17 protein-coding genes are annotated in these 20,310 nt (G+C 64.8%); 5 read left to right on the top strand and 12 right to left on the bottom strand.

Going from position 1 to position 20,310, the window contains the following annotated elements:
* The first annotated feature begins 155 nt into the window (after positions 1-155).
* Together RTH46_RS07830 and RTH46_RS07825 are read left to right on the top strand one after the other, a co-directional pair.
* Positions 156-518, top strand: coding sequence for a PilZ domain-containing protein (locus tag RTH46_RS07830; RefSeq protein ID WP_153788658.1), 363 nt, complete (start codon positions 156-158; stop codon positions 516-518).
* A 266-nt stretch (positions 519-784) separates the two neighbouring features.
* Positions 785-2,302 carry a nucleobase:cation symporter-2 family protein gene (locus tag RTH46_RS07825; protein WP_153788659.1) on the top strand — a complete coding sequence of 506 codons (1,518 nt, stop codon included), beginning with the start codon at positions 785-787 and terminating at the stop codon, positions 2,300-2,302.
* Between the two features lie 324 nt (positions 2,303-2,626).
* Here RTH46_RS07825 and RTH46_RS07820 read toward each other — a convergent pair whose 3' ends face one another.
* The 8 genes from RTH46_RS07820 to radA form a co-directional block, all read right to left on the bottom strand.
* On the bottom strand, positions 2,627-3,964 hold the full coding sequence (locus tag RTH46_RS07820; RefSeq protein WP_153788660.1) for a TolC family outer membrane protein: 1,338 nt from the start codon (positions 3,962-3,964) through the stop codon (positions 2,627-2,629).
* Between the two features lie 5 nt (positions 3,965-3,969).
* Positions 3,970-5,316, bottom strand: coding sequence for an HlyD family type I secretion periplasmic adaptor subunit (locus RTH46_RS07815; protein ID WP_316905365.1), 1,347 nt, complete (start codon positions 5,314-5,316; stop codon positions 3,970-3,972).
* A gap of 4 nt (positions 5,317-5,320) precedes the next feature.
* A complete protein-coding gene (locus tag RTH46_RS07810; RefSeq protein ID WP_316905364.1) occupies positions 5,321-7,096 on the bottom strand; it encodes a type I secretion system permease/ATPase in 1,776 nt (591 codons plus the stop codon).
* Positions 7,097-7,265: 169 nt separating this feature from the next.
* A complete protein-coding gene (locus RTH46_RS07805; protein WP_153788663.1) occupies positions 7,266-7,880 on the bottom strand; it encodes a heme acquisition protein HasA in 615 nt (204 codons plus the stop codon).
* Between the two features lie 81 nt (positions 7,881-7,961).
* The gene (locus tag RTH46_RS07800) at positions 7,962-10,625 is read right to left on the bottom strand and encodes a TonB-dependent receptor (protein ID WP_316905386.1); all 2,664 of its coding nucleotides are present in this window, start codon (positions 10,623-10,625) and stop codon (positions 7,962-7,964) included.
* Between the two features lie 198 nt (positions 10,626-10,823).
* A complete protein-coding gene (locus RTH46_RS07795) occupies positions 10,824-11,819 on the bottom strand; it encodes a FecR family protein (RefSeq protein ID WP_153788664.1) in 996 nt (331 codons plus the stop codon).
* Between the two features lie 68 nt (positions 11,820-11,887).
* On the bottom strand, positions 11,888-12,391 hold the full coding sequence (locus tag RTH46_RS07790; protein ID WP_110994689.1) for an RNA polymerase sigma factor: 504 nt from the start codon (positions 12,389-12,391) through the stop codon (positions 11,888-11,890).
* Between the two features lie 71 nt (positions 12,392-12,462).
* Positions 12,463-13,830, bottom strand: coding sequence for a DNA repair protein RadA (gene radA / locus RTH46_RS07785; protein ID WP_153788665.1), 1,368 nt, complete (start codon positions 13,828-13,830; stop codon positions 12,463-12,465).
* Between the two features lie 178 nt (positions 13,831-14,008).
* Here radA and mscL point away from each other — a divergent pair, with 178 nt between their 5' ends.
* Positions 14,009-14,419 carry a large-conductance mechanosensitive channel protein MscL gene (mscL, locus tag RTH46_RS07780; RefSeq protein WP_279847273.1) on the top strand — a complete coding sequence of 137 codons (411 nt, stop codon included), beginning with the start codon at positions 14,009-14,011 and terminating at the stop codon, positions 14,417-14,419.
* A gap of 113 nt (positions 14,420-14,532) precedes the next feature.
* Here the strand turns inward: mscL and RTH46_RS07775 are convergent, their stop codons facing one another.
* A complete protein-coding gene (locus tag RTH46_RS07775) occupies positions 14,533-15,309 on the bottom strand; it encodes a ferredoxin--NADP reductase (protein ID WP_279847272.1) in 777 nt (258 codons plus the stop codon).
* Positions 15,310-15,521: 212 nt separating this feature from the next.
* Between RTH46_RS07775 and RTH46_RS07770 the strand changes: the two genes are divergently transcribed.
* Positions 15,522-16,223 (top strand): autoinducer binding domain-containing protein, encoded by a 702-nt coding sequence (locus RTH46_RS07770; protein ID WP_316905363.1) that lies wholly within the window; start codon positions 15,522-15,524, stop codon positions 16,221-16,223.
* 87 nt (positions 16,224-16,310) lie between these two features.
* A complete protein-coding gene (locus RTH46_RS07765; protein WP_110994684.1) occupies positions 16,311-17,435 on the top strand; it encodes a methyltransferase in 1,125 nt (374 codons plus the stop codon).
* A gap of 184 nt (positions 17,436-17,619) precedes the next feature.
* On the opposite strand, the gene RTH46_RS07760 is transcribed toward RTH46_RS07765, so the two are convergent.
* From RTH46_RS07760 to RTH46_RS07750, 3 genes are read right to left on the bottom strand one after another with little or no spacing between them, the layout of a single operon-like run.
* Positions 17,620-17,760, bottom strand: a complete 141-nt coding sequence (locus RTH46_RS07760; protein ID WP_178125879.1) for a DUF2474 domain-containing protein — start codon at positions 17,758-17,760, stop codon at positions 17,620-17,622.
* A 12-nt stretch (positions 17,761-17,772) separates the two neighbouring features.
* A complete protein-coding gene (cydB, locus tag RTH46_RS07755) occupies positions 17,773-18,780 on the bottom strand; it encodes a cytochrome d ubiquinol oxidase subunit II (protein ID WP_153788670.1) in 1,008 nt (335 codons plus the stop codon).
* Position 18,781: 1 nt separating this feature from the next.
* Entirely contained in the window at positions 18,782-20,218 is a 1,437-nt protein-coding gene (locus RTH46_RS07750) for a cytochrome ubiquinol oxidase subunit I (RefSeq protein WP_153788671.1), read from the bottom strand.
* Positions 20,219-20,310 lie beyond the last annotated feature (92 nt).

Raw genomic sequence — 20,310 nt, 5'->3', positions numbered from 1 at the left:
GCTGGTGGATTGGAAAGACCGCCCATCGAGTCTAGGGCGTGTCATCGCGCATTGCCACACTTGCTTTGGTCTAGAGCCTCTGCGGCCAGATTGCGGTACCTGCTACAGCGACATTAACCACTATAGTCAGGTTGAACCCTCGAGGACCTTTCCCCATGAGCAGTCACGACGAACGCCGCCGTTTCCAACGCATCGACTTCGACGCCCCCACCGAACTTCGCCAGGGCGAGCGGCGCTGGCCGGTCAAGCTGCTCGACCTTTCACTCAAGGGCCTGCTGATCGAGCGCCCCACCCCCTGGGATGCCGACCCCTCGCAGGATTTCGACGCGATCATCCACCTCGACGCACACAACCACGTGCAAATGCAGGTCGAGTTACGCCATGAAGAATCGAAGCGCCTGGGCTTCATCTGCCTCTATATAGACGTCGATTCGATGACCCATTTGCACCGTTTGGTGGAATTGAACGTGGCCGACAGCACCGAAATGATGCGCGAGCTGCGTGAATTGATCGAATAATAAAATCTCTTAGCCTGCTAACAAACCGAACAGAGAGTGTTTCCTGTCTACCCAGACAGCTTTGTGCTGGGCCGCATTCGACCTTGTACACACCCATCTACTCCAGCATTTACCGAGTTGGAACGCATTCTGCATCCATAAAAAGCGCACTCTGGAGGCACTGCTGTGCGCGTCAGGATCAAAATATTGTATACAATTCTGATAGCAATCGAATCCACTTGCTAGCTACAGTAGTGCCACAACAATAAATGCTGAGAGCCTGCTCCATGACTACGTCCCCTAGCACGTCTCCCACCCAACGCCCCGAGGATGAAAACCTCGGGCTTGGCGCCAACCTGGCCTACGGTCTGCAACACGTTCTGACCATGTATGGCGGGATCGTCGCGGTACCGCTGATCCTCGGCCAGGCGGCCGGTCTGGCCCCCGCCGAAATCGGCCTGCTGATTGCGGCTTCGTTGTTCGCGGGGGGGCTGGCGACGTTGCTGCAGACCCTCGGCCTGCCGTTCTTCGGTTGCCAGTTGCCCTTGGTGCAGGGCGTCTCGTTTGCCGGTGTGGCGACCATGGGGGCGATCCTCGGCAGTCAGGACGGTGGCGGCTTGCCAGCGGTGCTGGGTGCGGTCATGGCCGCCTCGCTGATCGGCTTCTTGATCACCCCGGTGTTCTCGCGCATCACCAAGTTCTTCCCGCCACTGGTGACCGGTATCGTCATCACCACCATCGGCCTCACCCTGATGCCCGTCGCGGCGCGCTGGGTAATGGGCGGCAACAGCGCTTCGCCGGAGTTCGGCAGCGTGGCCAACATCGGCCTGGCGGCACTGACCTTCGCCATCGTCCTGCTGCTGAGCAAGCTGGGCAGCGCGACCATCTCGCGGCTGTCGATCCTGCTGGCGATGGTGGCCGGCACCCTGATCGCCTGGGCGCTGGGCATGACCGACTTCAGCAAGGTCACCGAAGGCCCGATCTTCGCCTTCCCCACGCCGTTCCACTTCGGCATGCCGACCTTCCATATCGCCGCGATCCTGTCGATGTGCATCGTGATCATGGTGACCCTGGTCGAAACCTCGGCCGACATCCTCGCGGTCGGTGAAATCATCGACACCAAGGTCGACTCCAAACGCCTGGGCAACGGCCTGCGCGCCGACATGGCATCGAGCATCCTGGCGCCGATCTTCGGTTCGTTCACCCAGAGCGCCTTCGCCCAGAACGTCGGCCTGGTGGCCGTGACCGGGGTCAAGAGCCGCTACGTGGTCGCCACCGGCGGCGTGATCCTGGTGGTGCTCGGCCTGCTGCCGATCATGGGCCGCATCATCGCCGCAGTCCCGACCCCGGTGCTCGGCGGCGCCGGTATCGTGCTGTTCGGTACCGTGGCCGCCAGTGGCATCCGCACCCTGTCGAAGGTCAACTACAAGAACAACGTCAACCTGATCATCGTCGCCGCCTCGCTGGGCTTCGGCATGATCCCGATCGCCGCGCCGAACTTCTACCACAACTTCCCGAGCTGGTTCGAAACCATCTTCCACTCCGGCATCAGCTCGGCGGCGATCATGGCCATCCTGCTCAACCTGATGTTCAACCACTTCACCACCGGCAACTCGGAAAACCAGTCGGTGTTCGCCGCGGCCTACGAGCGCACCATCCAGTACTCGGACATCTCGTGCCTGCGCGATGGCGACTACTTCAAGGATGGCAAGCTGTTCGACGCCGAAGGCAATGAAGTACCGGTCATGGAACTGGACGAACACGGCAACGAAGCGCCCAGGCGCAATGCCGTTGCCGAGCACTGATCGCTAAGCGAAGCGATCACGCAGGGGAGCCGACGCGCATCGTCGGCTCCCCTTTTTGTTTGCCGGCGCAGATCGCTGTCAGGCAGAGAACTGATATCGCAAACACGCGCCTATTCTGTAGGAGCAACTGTCTTAAGTTGTCAGTGCTGGCCTCATCGCTGGCAAGCCAGCTCCCACAGGTAAGATGCTTGCCTCGAGGTTAGCGCGATCCCTGTGGGAGCGGGTTTACCCGCGAAGCAGGCTACGCGGTGCAGGGCACCGGCTTCGCCGGTGTTCGCGGTGGTCCGGCACTCCGGTAAACCCGCTCCTACAGGCCCCTGCCAATTAGCCGTGGGCGGCAAAGTAACCGTTCAGCGCATTCAGGTCCCCGGCATCCAGCACCCCCGCCAGGTAGCGCAGTTTCAGCCAAGCCCGCAGGTAGTCGTAGCGCGCCTGCGCCAGGTCGCGGCGGGCACTGTACAACTGCTGCTCGGCATCCAGCACATCCAGGTTGACCCGCTCGCCACCCGCCACGCTCTTGCGCGTGGCCTCCACCAGCGCGCCCGCAGCGCTCACCGCCAGGTCGTAGGCACGGATCTTCGCCGTGCTGCTGGCGCACAGGTTGAACTGCCGGCGCAACTGGTTGACCGTGTCGCGCAACTGGGCATCCAGCTCGAAGCCCGCGGCATCGCGCTGGGCCTGCGCCTGGCGCACCGAGGCCGACACCCCGCCCCCGGCAAACAGCGGCATGCTCAGTTGCAGGCCGATGCTGTCGGTGTCGTAGCGCTGGTTGTAGCTGCTTTCGGAACTGGAACTGGAAACTCCGCTGCTGGCATACGCACTCAGTGACGGCAGGTGCCCGGCGCGCTGACGCTCGACATTGTGCTCGGCCACCTCCAGGCCATGGCGCTGGCTGGCCAGCTCTGCGTTGCGGGCCACGGCCAGGTCGCGCCAGGGTTCAAAGCGTGCCGGTGTCAGCGGCTGGACCGTGAAACGCGTCGCCAGCGGTGCCAGGTCCTCGACCGTCACAGGCTCGCCGATGATCGCCTGCAGCGCTTGCAGCGCGGCATCGAGGCTGTCGCCGGCCTCGATCTCCTGGGCCTGGGCCAGTTCGAAGCGGGCGCGGGTTTCCAGCAGGTCGGTACGGGTGCCTTCGCCGCCTTTGAGCAATCGTTCATTGAGTGTCAGCTGCTCGGCATAGGTGCGTCGCTGGGCCTGGGCAAGGCCGATCTGCTCGTTGGCGAACAACGCCTCGCTGTAGGCCTGGAACAGGCGCACCACCAGCTCCTGGCCGCGCCCGCGCAGGCGCTCGTCGGCCAGCGCCGCCTGGGCCACGCCCTGGCGATAGGCACTCCAGGCGGCGTAGTCGAACAGCGGTTGCTCCAAGGTCAACGTCGAGCTGTAGCTGCGGTAGTCGCGCTGGTTGGTGACATTGCCGAACTGGCTGCGCTGGGTCACCTCGGAGTCGTTGCGCGCGCGGTTGTAGCGGTACGACAGCTTGGGCAACAGGCCGGCACGGCCGATCGCCAGGTTCTCAACGCCCGCGGCGCGCTCGGCGATCGCCCCCTGCCAGGCCGGGTCATTGCGCAGGGCCAGGGCATAGGCATCGCCCAGGTCGAGCGCCTGCGCCGGCAGGCTGGCAGCGATCAGGATGGGCAGGGCAAAGCGGGCAAACAGCGGCATCCGCATCACTCCTCCGCCAGGGCGACATGCACCCGGTCGGCCAACGGCTTGAACAGGTAGTTGAGCAGTGAGCGCTCACCGGTGCGCACGAACGCCTCCACCGGCATGCCCGGGCGGATATCCAGCCCCGCCAACTGCTGCAGGCCCTGTTCACTGACCTTGATGCGCACCTGGTAGTAGGGATGCTGGGTCTTTTCATCGACCAGTCGATCAGCCGATACCAGGCTCACCTCCCCCTCCACCCGGGGCGTGGTGCTCTGGTTGAAGGCGGCGAACATCAGCTCCACCGGCAGCCCCGGGCGCAAGCGGTCGACCATCTCCACCGGAGCCCTGGCATCGACCAACAGCGGCGCACCAGCCGGGACGATCTCCATCAACTGCTGGCCCCGGGCGATTACCCCGCCATTGGTGAAGACGCTCAGCCCCACCACCGTGCCGGCCACCGGGGCACGTACCTGGGTGTGGGCCAGCTCGAACTCGGCGCTGCGCAGGCGATTGCCCAGGTCCTCGGCACTGGCTTGCAGCTCGGCCAACTGCTGGCGCACTTCGTTCTGGAACTCCTGTTGGCGCTGGCCGATGCGCAGCTTGAGTTCCAGCACCTGGCGCCGGGTGCGGCCGATCGAGCCCAGGTCTTCGGCGATCGAGCCGTTGACCTGGGCCAGCAGGCGTTCATTGTCGAGCAGTCGGTTACGGGCGATATAGCCATCCCTGGCCAGGTCGCGCAGGCCACGCAGTTGCTCGTCGAGGGCATCGCGCTGGGCCTGCTTGCTGGCCAGCGAGCCCTGCAAGCCCTGCAACGAGGCTTCGGCGCCGGCGATGCCTTCGCGCATGCCGCCAAGTTCCATGTCCAATGCGCGGGCACGACTGGCCCGCAACTGGCGTTGGCCCTCCAGGGCCGCCGCCACCCAGGGTGTGCCGGTCTCGGCCTGCAGGTCCTGCGGGAACGCCAGGCTCGGCAGGCCGTCACGCTCGGCCAGCAACCGCGCCTCACCGGCGCGGGCGTTGACGTACTGCACCCGCAGCGAGCCGACCTGGGCCTGGGCCTGGGTCGGGTCCATGCGCAGCAACACCTGGCCGGCACTGACCGGCTCGCCATCGCGTACCAGCAACTGCTCGATCACCCCACCCGTGGGGTGCTGCACCGCCTGCTTGCTGCCGGCCACCACCACGTTGCCGGTCACCGGCACGCCTTTGTCCAGCGGCGCCAGCGCAGCCCACAAGAGGAAGCCGCCAAAGCCGGCCAGCACCAGCCAACGCCCCATCCGGGCGGGGCGATGTTCACTGAGGCTGAGCACGTTGTCGGGATCGGCGGGCACATCGGTCTTGCGGTTGGTAACGGCATGTAGGGTCATGAAGTCAGGCTCTTGGCAGGCCGAAGCTGGCGCTCAGGCCAAGGGGTGTGCGCATGGCGGGGGCGCTGGCGGGCGCGGCGGCAACCGGCGCCGGGCGGGCGGCGCGCTGCAGGTCCTGCAGCACCCGGGCGGTCGGGCCGTAGGCTTGCAACTGGCCGTTTTGCAGCATCAGCAGATTGTCCAGGCCCGCCAGCAACGACGACTTGTGGGTGATCAGGATCAGCGTGCGCTTGTGCTCACGCAGTTTGCCGACAGCCTCGAGCAACGCCTGCTCACCGGCCTCGTCGAGGTTCGAGTTGGGCTCGTCGAGCACGATCAACGCCGGCAACCCGTACAGCGCACGGGCCAGGCCGATGCGCTGGCGCTGGCCGCCGGACAGCCCGCTGCCGCCCTCGCCCAGCAGCGTGTCATAGGCAGCCGGCAGTTTGAGGATCATCTCGTGCACACCGGCCATCTGCGCGGCGGCCACCACCTGCTGGGCGTCCACCGGGCCCAGGCGGGCGATATTGTCGGCAATGCTGCCGGCGAACAGTTGTACATCCTGCGGCAGGTAGCCGATATGCCGGCCCAGCGCCTGGCGCTCCCACACCCGCAGGTCGGCGCCGTCCAGGCGCACCTTGCCGGTGGACGGCGCGGCAGCACCGACCAATAGCCGCGACAGGGTCGACTTGCCCGAGCCCGACGGGCCGATGATGCCCAGCGACTCGCCGGCAGCCAGGTCGAAACCCAGGTTGCTCAGGCAAGGCCGGTTGCTGCCCGGCTGCAGCGCGCCCACTTGCTCCACCGTGAGCCTGCCCAACGGCGCCGGCAAGGGCATGCCCGCCGGGCGTGGCGGTTGCGTGCGCAGCAGCTCGCTCAGGCGCAGGTAGGCCTGGCGGGCACCGCTCCATTGGCGCCAGGCACCGATCAACTGGTCGATCGGCGCCAGCACCCGGGCCATCAGGATGGAGCCGGCGATCATCATGCCGGGGGTGATCAACTGCTCGATCGCAAGCCAGGCGCCCAGCCCCAACACCAGCGACTGCAACGCCAGGCGCACGGTCTTGGATACCGCGCTGACGGCCGCAGTGCGCTCGCTGCCCAGGTTCTGCCGGGCAAGAAAACCATGGTGCAGGCGCGCCCAGCGCTGGCGCACCGCGCCCAGCATGCCCATGGCTTCGATCACCTCGGCATTGCGCAGGTTGGCGCTGGCCTCAAGGCCAGCCTGCTGCGACAGCTCGCCCGCTTCGGCGAACGGGGCCTTGGTCAGGCGCTCGTTGACCCAGGCCAGCACGGTCAGCAACACCGCGCCCACCAGCGCCATCAGGCCAAGCCAGGGGCTGAACATGAAGATCACCAGCAGATACACCGGGAACCAGGGCGCGTCGAAGAAGGCGAACAACGCCTGGCCGGTGGCGAACTGGCGCAGGCTGGTCAGGTCGGCGAGCATCTGCCCGGCCGCGCCCTTGTGCCCCGCCAGGCTGGCCGCGTAGGCGGCGTCGAACACCCGCGGGTTGAGGTCCATGTCCATGCGAGTGCCCAGGCGCACCACCACTTGGCTGCGCAGCCACTCCAGCACGCCCATGAAGGCGAACAGGCCCAGCACCAGAAGGCTGAGCATCAGCAGCGTCATTTCGTTGCGCGACGACAGGACCCGGTCATACACCTGCAGCATGTACAGCGCCGGCGCCAGCATCAGCAGGTTGATCACCGCGGTGAACAGGGCGACGTTGGCGAGGCCGGCACGGCAGGCCTTGAGCGCCTGCAGCACTTCGTTGGCCGCGGCGGGAGCGGTTCGCATTCGTTGGAAACCTCACAGGGAGCGCCGACCGGCGATTGCTTTGTGCCCGTCGACGCCACAGAATTCGCACCACCGCAGCCTGGGCCCGGCAAAGACACGGGCTGCGGGGTAAATGCAACAGATCAGCGAATGGCGGGGTTACCTTCCATTCGCTTTTTCATGCCTGGGCTCAGGCCGCCAGGGCCAGGTCTTCAGGCAGCGCCTGCACGCCGACGGCTTCGGCCGAGGCCGCGACCGGGCCAGCCGCCAGGGCGGTGTTGATCTGAGCGAAGGTGTTGTTGGTGGACACGCCGTAGTCGGCCAGCAGGTTGTCCAGCACGGTTTCCAGGCCGGCGGTCTTGCCCTGCATCAGGTTGTAGATCACGTTGTGCACGTCGTTGCCTGCACGGCCGGCACCTTGCGCGGCGTTCAGGTCCAGGCCGTCGAAGCTCACGGCCAGCGCCGACACGCTGTAGTTGCCGCTGGCGTCACGCAGCAGGGTGTTGCCCAGGGTCACGGTATCCAGCTCGCCGTACAGGTAGTGGTTCTGGTTGTCGCTGGCCGGCAGCGAGGCATTCCAGACGTAGTGCAGGCCGGTCGGGGTGTCGCTTTCGGCGATCACGGCAAAGTTCGAACCATTGGTGCCGCGAATGGCGTACTGGCTGCCGTCGGTGCCGCCCTCGTTGAAGCCACCGGTGTTGCTGGCGTTGTGGTCGGCGGTCTTGAAACCGGTGGCCCAGGCCGATAGGTACTGGTCAACGGTGAAGTTGGCGAAGGAAGCCGAGTAGGTAACGGACAGAGACATTGCATTTCCTCATTGCGTTGCAGTTGAGAGCGAAGGCGTTCAGCGCCTTCGTGTTGCCCGACAGTGGGCGAACCTGGTGAATCAGAATCGGTACTCGAGCATGCCGGAGAGGGTCCGACCGCGGGCCAGGGAGAGGTTGTTGGCGTCGCCCATGGCCACGAAGTAGGCCTCGTCGGTGACGTTCTCCAGCGACAGGGCGATGTTCAGCTGCGGGGTCGCCCAGTAGCTGGCATACAGGTCGTAGACCTTGTATTCCGGCCAGCGGGCCTTCTCCAGGTTGCCGTAGCCCTGGCTGTTGAGGTGCTCGCCCCGGCCCGCGCTGTAGCGCAGGCGGGCGCCGACATCGAGGGTGTTGTCGAAGAAGCGCAGGCCGGTGGTCAACGCGCCACGGTCGGACGGCATGTAGGCGGCGTTGCCCATGATCTCGCCACAACTGATCTGGTCATTGATCGCCTGGCCCTCGGTGAAGTTGTAGGCCGGCAAGGTCACCGGGATCGGGAAGCCACCGAAGTCGATTACCGTGTCGATCATGCCGGCTTCGTTGCGCTGCACACCGCCGCCCATGTACAGCTGCTTGGAGCAGAACTCGTTGCTGCCGATCATGTGGGTGTAGCTGAGCTGGGTGTAGAAGCGGCCGTTGTCGTAGTCGAGCGAGTACTCCACGCCGCGGAAGGTGGTGCCTTCGAGGTTGTTGGTGTAGGCACTGTTGCCCAGCGACAGCCCGGTGATGTCGGTGCCGGGCAGGTCGACGCTGTAGTCGAGGTACGAGAAGTTCTCGATCCGCGTATCGAAGTAGGCCACCTTCACGCCGAGGCGGTCGCCGTCGCGAAACAGCGACTCCTTGAAGATGTTGAAACCGGCTTCCCAGTTATGCGACTGCTCGGCCTTGAGGAACGGGTTGGGGTACACCAGTTCGTTGCCGCCGCCGTGCGGCTTGCCGCTCATGAACGCCTCGGTCACTGCGGGCGGGCGCCAGCCACGGCCCCAGCGGGTGTAGAGCTGCAACCAGTCCAGCCCCGGCTTGACGCCGATACCGAAGGTCGGCGAGAAGCGCCCCTCCTCGCGCTCGACGTCATAGGCGAATTCGGTTCGCTCGCGCAGCACGTCCACGCCGGTAACACCGACCGGGTAGGCCCAGGTGGTGAGCCCGGTCTTGCCGGTCAGGCGATAGCGGTCATAGCGCAGGCCGGCATCCAGGGTCAGCCAGCCGTCATGCTCGAAAGACAGGTTGCCGAACAGGCTGCCCATGGCCCGCTTGCCGTCAGGGTCGGCCCCGGCGATGAACGGGTTGTTCTTTTCATTGGGCGCGGGAATACGCTCGCTGCTCGGCTTGAAGGTATCCAGGAACAGTTCGGCGCCGTAGTTGAAGCTCAGCAGGTTGCTCTGGCCGAAATAGAAGCGCGAGGTGTTCTGCGCCTGCAGGCCCCAGGTGTCGGTCTGGAAGTGATCGTTGTAGTCGGCGTAGAAGTTGCCGCTGCCGACGCTGGCGGTATTGCTGTTGTTCCAGCGGTCCTGGCGGGTGCTGACGAAATACAGCTTGGCCTTGAAGTCGATCAGATCGTTGTCTGGCGCGTAGCTGTAGTCGAGCCCGAAGTTCTTCGCGTTGATGTCGCTGCTGGCGGTGCGCCGGTAGTAGAACGAGTTGAGGTCGGAGGCCAGCCAGGTCCAGGCGTCCTTGCTGTCGGTGTCGGTTTCCATGTAGCTCAGCTGCAGGCGCTGGTCTTTGGGCAGGTTCAGGCCCACCTTGATCAGGTTCGAGCGGGTTACGGTGCCCATGTCGCCGACCTCGGACTCGATCCAGTTGTCCCAGGCCCGCGGGAACAGCTTGCGCAGGCGCATTTCGGTGCCCAGGTTGTCCTTGTTGTTGGTACCGGCGCGGTAGTTGCCGAAGTGACGCTCGCTCATGCCCAGCAGCAGGTCACCCACTTCGTTGCCGAAGGCGAAGACGCCGCTGCCGTTGAAATAGGTGCCGTTGCCCAGCTCGCCGATGCCATGCCCGGCACGGATCCGGCCGCCCATCTCCTTGCCCGGGCCGAGAAATTCGGCGGCGTTCAAGGTGTTGAAGCTGGCAATGCCGCCGAGCACGCCCGCGCCGCCCATGCCCGACTGGCTGCCTTTTTCGATCTCGACGTTGCTGACGAACTCCGGGTCGATGAACATCGTGCCATTGCGCTGCTGGTGGCCGTTGACGCTGAAGTTCTGGCGCATGCCGTCGATGTTCATGTTCACTCGGCCGTAGTCCTGCACGCCGCGGATGTTCACCGACAGGCCCGGATCGCGCTGGTTGACGGCGGTGTACACCCCGGCGGTTTGCTCGAGCATGTCGGCGGCATGGCGCGGCGGGCGTTTGTCGATCTGATCACGGGTGATCACGCTGGCCGAACGTGGCGCCTGGTACACCCAGTCACCGTCACGGCTGGATTCGACCTGGGTGGCCCCCAGCTCCAGGGCCACGCCGGATTCTTCGAGCCGCTCCAGCCCCACCTGCCCAGCGGCGCTGAAGTGGTAGCGCACCGGCATGTTGCGCAGCAGCAGGCGCAGCCCCTCTTCCACGCTGTAGCCACCGCGCAGACCTTCGCTGTACAGGCCGACAAGCTTGCGGCTGTCATAGAACACCTGCACGCCGGACTGTTCGGCATAGGCCAGTACTGCGCTGTCGAGCGGCTGGGCGGGAATGTCGAACTGCACCAGGCTGCGGCTTGTGCTGTTCGGCGACGTGGCGGCCTGGGCCAGGCCGATCCCCATCGGCAGGCTCAAGGCGCCAATGGCCAGGCTGCTGGCCAGGGCGATGCGGCTCAGGGGCCGGCGAGGTTGTACGGGGTGCGTGCTCACTGCGCGTCTCGTCTTCTGTTGGCGATTTCTAGTAATGAAAATCAATCTCAACAATCAGACGTGCGACGCAGGAAAACTCAGTAACGCGAAACCAAAGTTTTTTTCAGCGGTTCAGTAGATCAACGTCAAGCCAGGCAATTGCAGGCGTTCGGCCTTGAGTTCGGCGCTGAGCACATCGGCTGCCACGGCCAGGTTGTCGAGGCGGAACACCCCACTGACCTGGCGTTGCGCCAAGGCCGCGTCGACCACCAGCAGGCGCCCGTCACGGTAGCGGTTCAGCCGTTCGACCACTTCGCCCAGCGGCTGGCGCTCGAACACCAGCACCCCACGCTGCCAGTCGGTGGCCCGCTGCACGTCGCGCCCAGGCCACAGGCGAACGCCCTGGGCCTGGTCGTAGCGCAGCGCCTGGCCCTCCTGCAACAGCTGGCTGGTCACGCCCTGTGCCGGCGCGGCTTGCAGTTTTACCTCGACACTGTGTTCGAGCATGCCGACCCAACCGCCCTCGCCCGCCATGCCGACCACGAACCGCGTACCCAGGGCCCGCGTGCTGGCGCCGGCATACTCGACCACGAACGGCCGTGGCTCGGCGGCCGTGACCGGCGCTGCACTGAACACGGCATCGCCGGCCAGCAGACGCACCCGCCGCTGCTGGCCATCGAAGGCCAGCTGCAAAGCGCTGCGGCTGTCGAGATCGACCAGGCTGCCATCGGGCAAGGTCACCCGACGCACTTCGCCAGCAGCGGTGACGTAGTCCGCGCGCCAGTCCAGCAGCAGGCCAGGCCCTTGCTCCACCCCCAGCACCGCCAGCAGCACCAGCGCGCTACAGGCAACGGCCCGGCGAATACGCGACCCCCTGCGCCGGGCAGGCGTGCGCTTGCTGCGCGGCAACGGCGCGCGATGCGGCGCTGCTGCGGGTGCAAGGCTCGCCAGCTGCCCCAGGTCTCCCCAGGTCGCCTGCGCGAAGGCATAGGCCCGGGCATGGCGCGGGTCACTCGCACACCACTGCTCCAGCGCCTGCTGCTGCACACTGCTCAGGGGGCCGGCGCCTTGCAGCACCACCCACTCGGCGGCCTGCTCGCGGATGGCTTGCTCGTTCTGGCTGCTCACACGGTTCTCTCGCGATCTGGTTATGTCTGGGCTGACGTCTGAAGCGGCGTTTGTCAGTAAACCGTTGGTCATTCCGCTTCCTGCAGGCACTGCATCACATAGGCCAGGGCCTTGGCCAGATGCTTCTGCACGGAGCTGTCGGAAATACCCAGGTGACGCGCGACTTCGGCGTGGGTCATGCCCTCCAGGCGATTGAGGCGAAACACCTGCCGGGTACGTTCGGGCAACGCCTCGAGGATCGCCTGCAAGCGGCGCAGGTGCTGGATACGAGCCGCCTGCTCGTCGAGCCCGGGGCCGTCCTCGATAATGCTTTCCAGCGCTTCGTGGGGGACCAGATCGGTCTTGCGCCGCTGCTGCTGGCGCACATGGTCGACCATCAGGTTATGGGCCGTGCGGTACAGGTAGGCCTGGGCATTGTCGATGCGATCGACATGCTGCTGCTCGGCCAGGCGCAGGAAACTGTCCTGCACCAGGTCGGCGGCCAGCTGCGGGTCGCGCACCTTGCGCGAAAGCATGGCCTGCAGGTTTTTCGCGTGCTTGAGAAACAGCCGCTTGAGGTCGAACTCCGCCACACGCACTCCATACGATGGTCGCAAGGTGGCCGCATGCTACTAGCTATTGAGAATCACTTGCAAGAAGCCGACTATTCGAACAACGCATCCAAGGCCTGTTCCAGACGGGTCACGGCAATCACCTGCAAGCCCGGCGGCGCCTCTTTCGGCGCATTGCCCTTGGGCACGATGGCACGCTTGAAGCCATGCTTGGCGGCCTCCTTGAGGCGCTCCTGGCCGCTGGGCACCGGGCGCACCTCGCCAGACAGGCCGATCTCGCCGAACACCAGCAGGCCGTGGGCCAACGGCCGGTTGCGCAGGCTCGACATCACCGCCGCCAGCAGCGCCAGGTCAGAGGCGGTCTCCAGCACCTTGACCCCGCCGACCACGTTGAGGAACACATCCTGGTCGTGGGTGGGGATGCTGCCGTGACGGTGCAGTACCGCCAACAGCATGGCCAGGCGGTTCTGGTCCAGGCCCAGGGTCACCCGCCGCGGGTTGGCCAGGTGGCTGTCGTCGACCAGTGCCTGCACCTCCACCAGCATCGGCCGGGTGCCTTCCCAGGTGGCCATCACCACGCTGCCGGGCACCTCGTCCTGGGTGCGATTGAGGAAGATCGCCGACGGGTTGGAGACTTCCTTGAGGCCGCGATCGGTCATGCCGAACACGCCCAGTTCATTGACCGCGCCGAAGCGGTTTTTCACCGCCCGCAGCAGGCGCAGGCGGCCGTCCGACTCACCCTCGAAATACAGCACGGTGTCGACCATGTGCTCCAGCACGCGCGGGCCGGCCAGCGAACCCTCCTTGGTGACGTGGCCGACCAGGAAGATCGCCGTGCCGCTCTGCTTGGCATAGCGCACCAGCAGCGCCGCGCTTTCGCGTACCTGGGCCACGCCGCCCGGGGCCGATTGCAGCTGCTCGGTGAAAATGGTCTGGATCGAGTCGATCACCATCACCCGCGGCTTCTCCTGGCGGGCGGTGGCGATGATCGCTTCGATGCAGGTTTCGGTCATGACCTTGAGCTGGTCCTGGGGCAACCCCAGGCGCCGCGAGCGCATGGCCACCTGCTGCTGCGATTCTTCGCCGGTGACGTACAGCGCCGGCATCTGCGTGGCGATGTTGCACAGGGTCTGCAACAGGATGGTCGATTTGCCGATGCCAGGGTCGCCGCCGATCAACACCACCGAACCGTCGACCAGGCCGCCCCCGAGCACCCGGTCAAGCTCGGTGCTGCTGGTGGTGAAGCGCGGGATCTCTTCGACACTGACCTCGGCGAGGGTCTTGATCTGCGCCTGCTGCCCGGCCCAGCCGGCCCGACCGCTGGGGGCCGCCGCGCCGCCGCTTTCGATCATGGTCTCGACCAGGGTGTTCCAGGCGCCGCACTCGCCGCACTGGCCGGCCCATTTGGGGAAGGTCGCGCCACATTCGGTACAGCCATACAAACGCTTGGCCTTGGCCATGGGCGCAGTCTCCTGGAAAAAACCGCCATGATAGCCGAAGCCGGACGTGTCCCGAACGCGCTGAAAGGCGACAAAACTATTCGCTGCAACCGCAGTCAGTAGCCCTGAATGCCACGCATGAAGCGTTTTAGTGGCTTACACTGCGTCTACCTCACCATTTGTTACAAGGAAATCGCACATGGGCATGCTCAGTGAGTTCAAGGCCTTCGCCGTCAAAGGAAATGTCGTGGACATGGCCGTCGGTATCATCATCGGCGCCGCCTTCGGCAAGATCGTCTCGTCGTTCGTCGGCGACGTGATCATGCCCCCCATCGGCCTGCTGATCGGTGGCGTGGACTTCAGTGACCTGGCCATTACCCTGAAGGCCGCCGAGGGTGACGTGCCGGCCGTGGTAATGGCCTACGGCAAGTTCATCCAGACGATCCTCGATTTCATCATCGTCGCCTTCGCCATCTTCATGGGTGTGAAAGCGATCAACCGCCTCAAGCGCGAAGAGGCCGTGGCACCGACCGCCCCCCCGGTACCGAGCGCCGAAGAGACCCTGCTGACCGAGATCCGCGACCTGCTCAAGGCGCAGAACCAGAAGTAAGCTACAAGCTGCAAGCCGCAAGCCGCAAGCCGCAAGAAAAAGCCGGACCGCGATCTGTCAGCATCTGCGGTCCGGCTTTTTCTTGCGGCTTGCAGCTTGAAGCTTGCCGCTTATTACCAGTAGTTCTCCACCGCGACCTGCCCGGGCCGCTTGCTCAGGCTCAATTGCAAGTCGCGCGCCTTGAGCACCTTGCGCGTCTCATCGATCATGTCCGGGTTGCCGCACAGCATGATCCGCGAATGCTCCGGCGACAGCTCCAGCCCCGCCGCGCGCTCCAGCTCGCCGTTCTCGATCAGCGTGGTGATCCGCGCATTCAATGCCCCCGGATGCGCCTCGCGGGTCACCACCGGAATGAACTGCAACTTGCCGGCGAACTCCGCCAGGTAGTCGCGTTGCTCAAGCCCGGCGATCTCCTCCACGTAAGCCAGCTCCTTGGCCTCACGCACCGAGTACACCAGCTTGATGTTGTCGAAACGCTCCCAGGCCTCGAAGTCCTGCAGGATCGACATGAACGGCGCAATACCGGTGCCGGTGGCCAACAGCCACAGGTCGCGGCCACCGGTAAAGCGGTCGAGGGTCAGGTAGCCGAATGCCTGGCGGTCGATCAGCAAGGTATCGCCCGCGCCCAACCGGCTGAGCTCGCTGGTGAACTCACCGCCGGGCACCACGATGGAGAAGAAGTCGAGGAACTCGTCGTGGGGTGCGCTGACCATCGAGTAGGCGCGCCATACCACGCTGCCATCGGCCTTGGTCACGCCCAGGCGGGCGAACTGCCCGGAGCGGAAGCGAAAGCCTGGGTCACGGCTGACCCGCAGGCTGAACAGGTTCGGCGTCAGGGGCTGAACATCGAGCAGGGTCTGGCGGGTGAACTTGTCGGCGCTGGCGGTCATGACGGGCTCCATAAATCAGATGCGCCAAGTGTCTCGCAAAGTGCCGGGGATAAACACCACCGGATTGTAGGGCATCGCTTCTGGCTGACAAAAAGCTGCGCAAGAAACGTGACAGCTATAACAAAAAAACCCAGCGCAGCATGAGGACTTTTCCTACACTTGCCCCGTGCAATCCGGTAATTGGATCCATCGGATTTCAGGGAGCTCCACCCATGTCACAGTGGCACAGCGAACAGCTTCAGCAGATGCTGGGGGAGCACGACCCCGACAAATTGTTCGTCCAGGCAGTCGAACTGGTTCAGCATCTCGGTATGCAATTCGTCAGTCTGGCGACCCACATGCATTTCGCGGGCAAAGCCCCCAAGGTGGATTTTCGCAGCAACTACCCGGACGAGTGGCACCAGACCTACCAGCACGAGTTCATGAACAGCGACCCGGCTTGCTACGAATGCCGCAAGACGACCCTGCCGCTGTTGTGGAACGACGAGCTGTTCAAAGAGCTGCCGCAGCTGCGCGAGTCGGCCTGTGCCCACGGCCTGCGCCATGGCTGGACGCAGTCGCTGTTCGATCAGTTGCACAACGAGAGCCAGCTGAGTGTCGCCCGGCCAGACGGCCAGATCCGCCCCATCGAACTCTATGAAAACGGCGCACAGATCATGTGGTTGTGCCAGTTGCTGCATACCGCAGTGAGCGAACAGCATATGGCCAGCGAGGCGCACTATGCGCCGCTGAGCAAGCGTGAGCTGGAAGTGATGAAATGGTCATCGGAGGGCAAGATCGCCGAGGATGTCGCCAAGATACTCTCGCTATCCCCCAGCACCGTGAACTTCCACATCCGCAGCGTGATCGCCAAGACCAACACCAGCAACAAGGTGGCAGCCATCGTCAATGTGTTCCGCCAAGGCCTGCTGTAACCCCCTCGAAGCGCAAAGCCCTGTAGAATCGCCCACCTCAAGCACGTCGCGCACCGCGACGGCCAGATTCGCGCCGAGCCGTACTTCATGCCCCTGTTCAACAGCCCCTTCGCCGACCTCGACCTGATTCGCCAGCCGGAACAGGCCAACGACCCGCTGCTGGCTTTCGATGCCGCCGACCAGTACCTGCTGGAGCACCTGGCGGCACAAGCACCGGCCGCAGGCTGCCGGGTGCTGGTGCTCAACGACAGCTTCGGCGCCCTGGCCGCCAGCCTGGCCGGCACCTTGGACGTCACCAGCAGCGGCGACTCGCACCTGGCGCGCATGGCGCTGGAGAAGAACCTGGCAGGTAACGGCAAGCCGTTCGATGCCGTGCCTTTCGTACCCGCCAACCAGCACTGGCAAGGGCCGTTCGATCGCGTGCTGGTGCGCGTACCGAAAACCCTGGCCCTGCTCGAAGAACAACTGATCCGCCTGCAGGGCCACCTGGCCCCCGGCGCCCAGGTGATCGCCGGCGCCATGATCAAGCACCTGCCGCGTGCGGCCGGTGACCTGATGGAAAAATACATCGGCCCGGTCCAGGCCTCGCTGGCGCAGAAGAAGGCGCGCCTGCTCACCGCCACCCTCGCCGAACGCCCGCTCGCTCAGTCCCCCTACCCTAGCCGCTACCGCCTCGACGCGCCGGCACTGGAGCTGGTCAACCACGCCAACGTGTTCTGCCGCGAAGGCCTGGACATCGGCACCCGTGCCTTCCTGCCGCACCTGCCACGCGACCTGGGCCGCGCCCGGGTGGCAGACCTGGGCTGCGGCAACGGCGTACTGGCCATCGCCAGCGCCTTGGCCAACCCTGACGCGCATTACACCCTGGTGGACGAGTCGTACATGGCGGTGCAATCGGCCCGTGACAACTGGCAGGCCGCGCTGGGCGACCGTGAAGTAGCCATTCAGGCGGCGGATGGCCTGGCGGGGCTGGCGAAGCAGTCGCTGGACGTGGTGCTGTGCAACCCGCCGTTCCACCAGCAGCAGGTGGTCGGCGACTTCCTCGCCTGGCGCATGTTCCAGCAGGCACGGGAGGCGCTGGAGGTGGGGGGAGCGTTGTACATCGTCGGTAACCGGCACCTGGGCTACCACAGCAAGCTGGCGCGGTTGTTCAGAGGTGTGGAGCAAGTGGCGGCGACGCCGAAGTTCGTGGTGCTCAAGGCCCGCAAGTAATCCAGACCCACTAAACGGGCTGGCACGTCCATTGTAGGAGCGGCCTTGCCGGGGCGCCGGACCGGCCGGAAAGGGCTGCGCAGCAGCCCCGGCGATTTCTGCTTTGACGCTGAAATCCTGGGGCCGCGCTGCGGCCCTTTCGCGGCACGAGGCCGCTCCTACAAAAAGACGTTTCGATGCAGGCTCAGTGCGTGCTCAAACCCGCCGCACTCATGAACATCCGCATCCCGTAGGCGAACACCCCAAGCGCCGCGACACTCAGCGCCCAGATCAGCACCAGCCAGCCCAGGCGTTGCCACAACGGTTTCTTCTGTTCGACATCCATCATGGCGCGCTCCTAGTGATAGCCATCGTCGTGGGTCACCTTGCCGCGGAACACGTAGTAGCTCCAGTAGGTGTACCCGAGGATGAACGGCAGGATGAACAGCGTGCCCACCAGCATGAAGCCCTGACTCTGCGGCGGTGCGGCGGCATCCCAGATGCTGATCGACGGCGGAATGATGTTGGGCCACAGGCTGATCCCCAATCCGCTGTAGCCAAGGAAGATCAGCACCAGGGTGAGCAGGAACGGCGTGTAGTGCGCGTTGCGTGCCACCGCGCGCAGCAGCCCGTAGAAGGTCACCAGCACCAGCAGCGGTACCGGCATGAACCACACCAGGTTAGGCATGCTGAACCAGCGGTCGGCGATCTGCGGATAGGCGATCGGTGTCCACAGGCTGACGATACCGATCACCGCCAGCAGCACCAACGCCAGAGGCCGCGCCATGTCGTGCATCTTCTGCTGCAGCGGCCCTTCGGTTTTCATGATCAGCCAGGTACAGCCCAGCAGGGTGTAGGCGACGATCAGGCCCAGGCCAGAGAACAGGGTGAACGGTGTCAGCCAGTCCAGGTAGCCGCCGACGAACTTGCGGTCGACCACCTTGAAGCCTTCGATGAAGGCGCCCAGGGCCACGCCCTGGAAGAAGGTGGCCACCAGCGAGCCCCAGATGAACGCCTTGTCCCAGATATGCCGCTTGTTGGCCCGCGCCTTGAAGCGGAACTCGAAGGCCACGCCGCGGAAGATCAGCCCCACCAGCATCAGGATCAGCGGCAGGTACAGCGCCTCCAGCACCACCGAATAGGCCAACGGGAAGGCGCCGAACAGTGCCGCGCCCCCCAGCACCAGCCAGGTTTCGTTGCCGTCCCATACCGGGGCGACGGTGTTCATCATCACATCACGGTCACGCTCGTCCTGGACGAACGGGAAGAGCATGCCGATGCCAAGGTCGAAGCCGTCCATCACCACGTACATCATCACGCCGAAGATGATGATCACGGCCCAGATCAGCGGAAGATCGATACCCATCTCAGTTCCCCTCGCTCAGGCGGGTGGAGGTGGCCTCATGGCCATCATCGGCGGCGGACAGTGGCCGCGCCGGCGTACGTTGCTGGCCAGGCCCACCCGGGGTGTGCTCCTCGCCTTCGCCGGTTTTCGGCCCTTTGCGCACCAGCCGCATCATGTAGCCGATGCCAGTGCCGAACAGGGCGAAGTACACCACCACGAACATCACCAGGGTGAAACCGAGCTGGGCATAACTGTGGTTGGACACACCGTCGGCGGTGCGCATCAGCCCGTAGACCACCCATGGCTGGCGACCGATCTCGGTGGTGAACCAGCCAGCGAGAATGGCGATCAGCCCCGACGGGCCCATCCACAGGGTCAGGTAGAGGAACGGCCGCGAGCTGTACAGGGTGCCGCGCTTGCGCAGCCACACGCTCCACAGGCCAACCAGGATCATCAGCATGCCCAGGCCGACCATGACCCGGAACGACCAGAACACGATGGTCGAGTTGGGGCGATCTTCGGGCGGGAACTCCTTCATTGCCGGGACTTGCTTGTCCAGGCTGTGGGTAAGAATCAGGCTGCCCAGGGCCGGGATCTCGACTTTGAAGCGGGTGGTTTCGGCTTGCATGTCCGGGATGCCGAACAGGATAAGCGGCGTCGGTTCACCAGGTTTGTTTTCCCAATGGCCCTCGATGGCCGCGATCTTCACCGGCTGGTGCTTGAGGGTGTTGAGGCCGTGGAAGTCACCGATCACCGCCTGGATCGGCGCAACGACCAGCGCCATCCACATCGCCATCGACAGCATCTTGCGCACCGCCGGGTTATCCCGGCCACGCAACAGGTGCCAGGCCGCCGAGGCGCCGACGAAGAACGCCGTGGCAACGAACGCAGCAGTGGCCATGTGCATCAGGCGGTAGGGGAAGGACGGGTTGAAGATTACCGCGAACCAGTCCACCGGGATCACCTGGCCATTGACGATCTCATAGCCCTGGGGGGTCTGCATCCAGCTGTTGGACGCCAGGATCCAGAAGGTCGAGACCAAGGTGCCGAGCGCCACCATGCAGGTGGCGAAGAAGTGCAGGCCGCGGCCGACACGGTTCCAGCCGAACAGCATGACGCCAAGGAAACCGGCCTCGAGGAAGAAGGCCGTCAGCACCTCGTAGGTCAGCAGGGGGCCAGTGATGGAACCTGCGAAGTCGGAGAACTGGCTCCAGTTGGTGCCGAACTGGTAGGCCATGACCAGGCCGGAGACCACGCCCATGCCAAAGTTGACGGCGAAGATCTTCGACCAGAAGTGGTAGAGGTCACGGTAGGTGTTGTTGCCGGTCTTGAGCCAAAGGCCTTCGAGAACCGCCAGGTAGCTCGCCAGGCCAATGGTGATGGCCGGGAACAGAATGTGAAAGGACACGGTAAAGGCAAACTGGATTCGGGCGAGCTCTAGGGCTTCTAATCCGAACATGGTGCTTCCTCTTCAGATAATCCGGCGTCCAGGCTTGTGGCCCTTGTCGCCCACTGCCCCCACAGTGATCGAGTGCGGCTCGTTGGAATTGT

Source organism: Pseudomonas sp. zfem004 (assembly GCF_032621715.1).
Lineage (GTDB): Bacteria > Pseudomonadota > Gammaproteobacteria > Pseudomonadales > Pseudomonadaceae > Aquipseudomonas > Aquipseudomonas sichuanensis.
The sequence above is the reverse complement of the archived record's forward strand: the minus strand, read 5'-3'. Positions and strand labels throughout refer to the sequence as shown.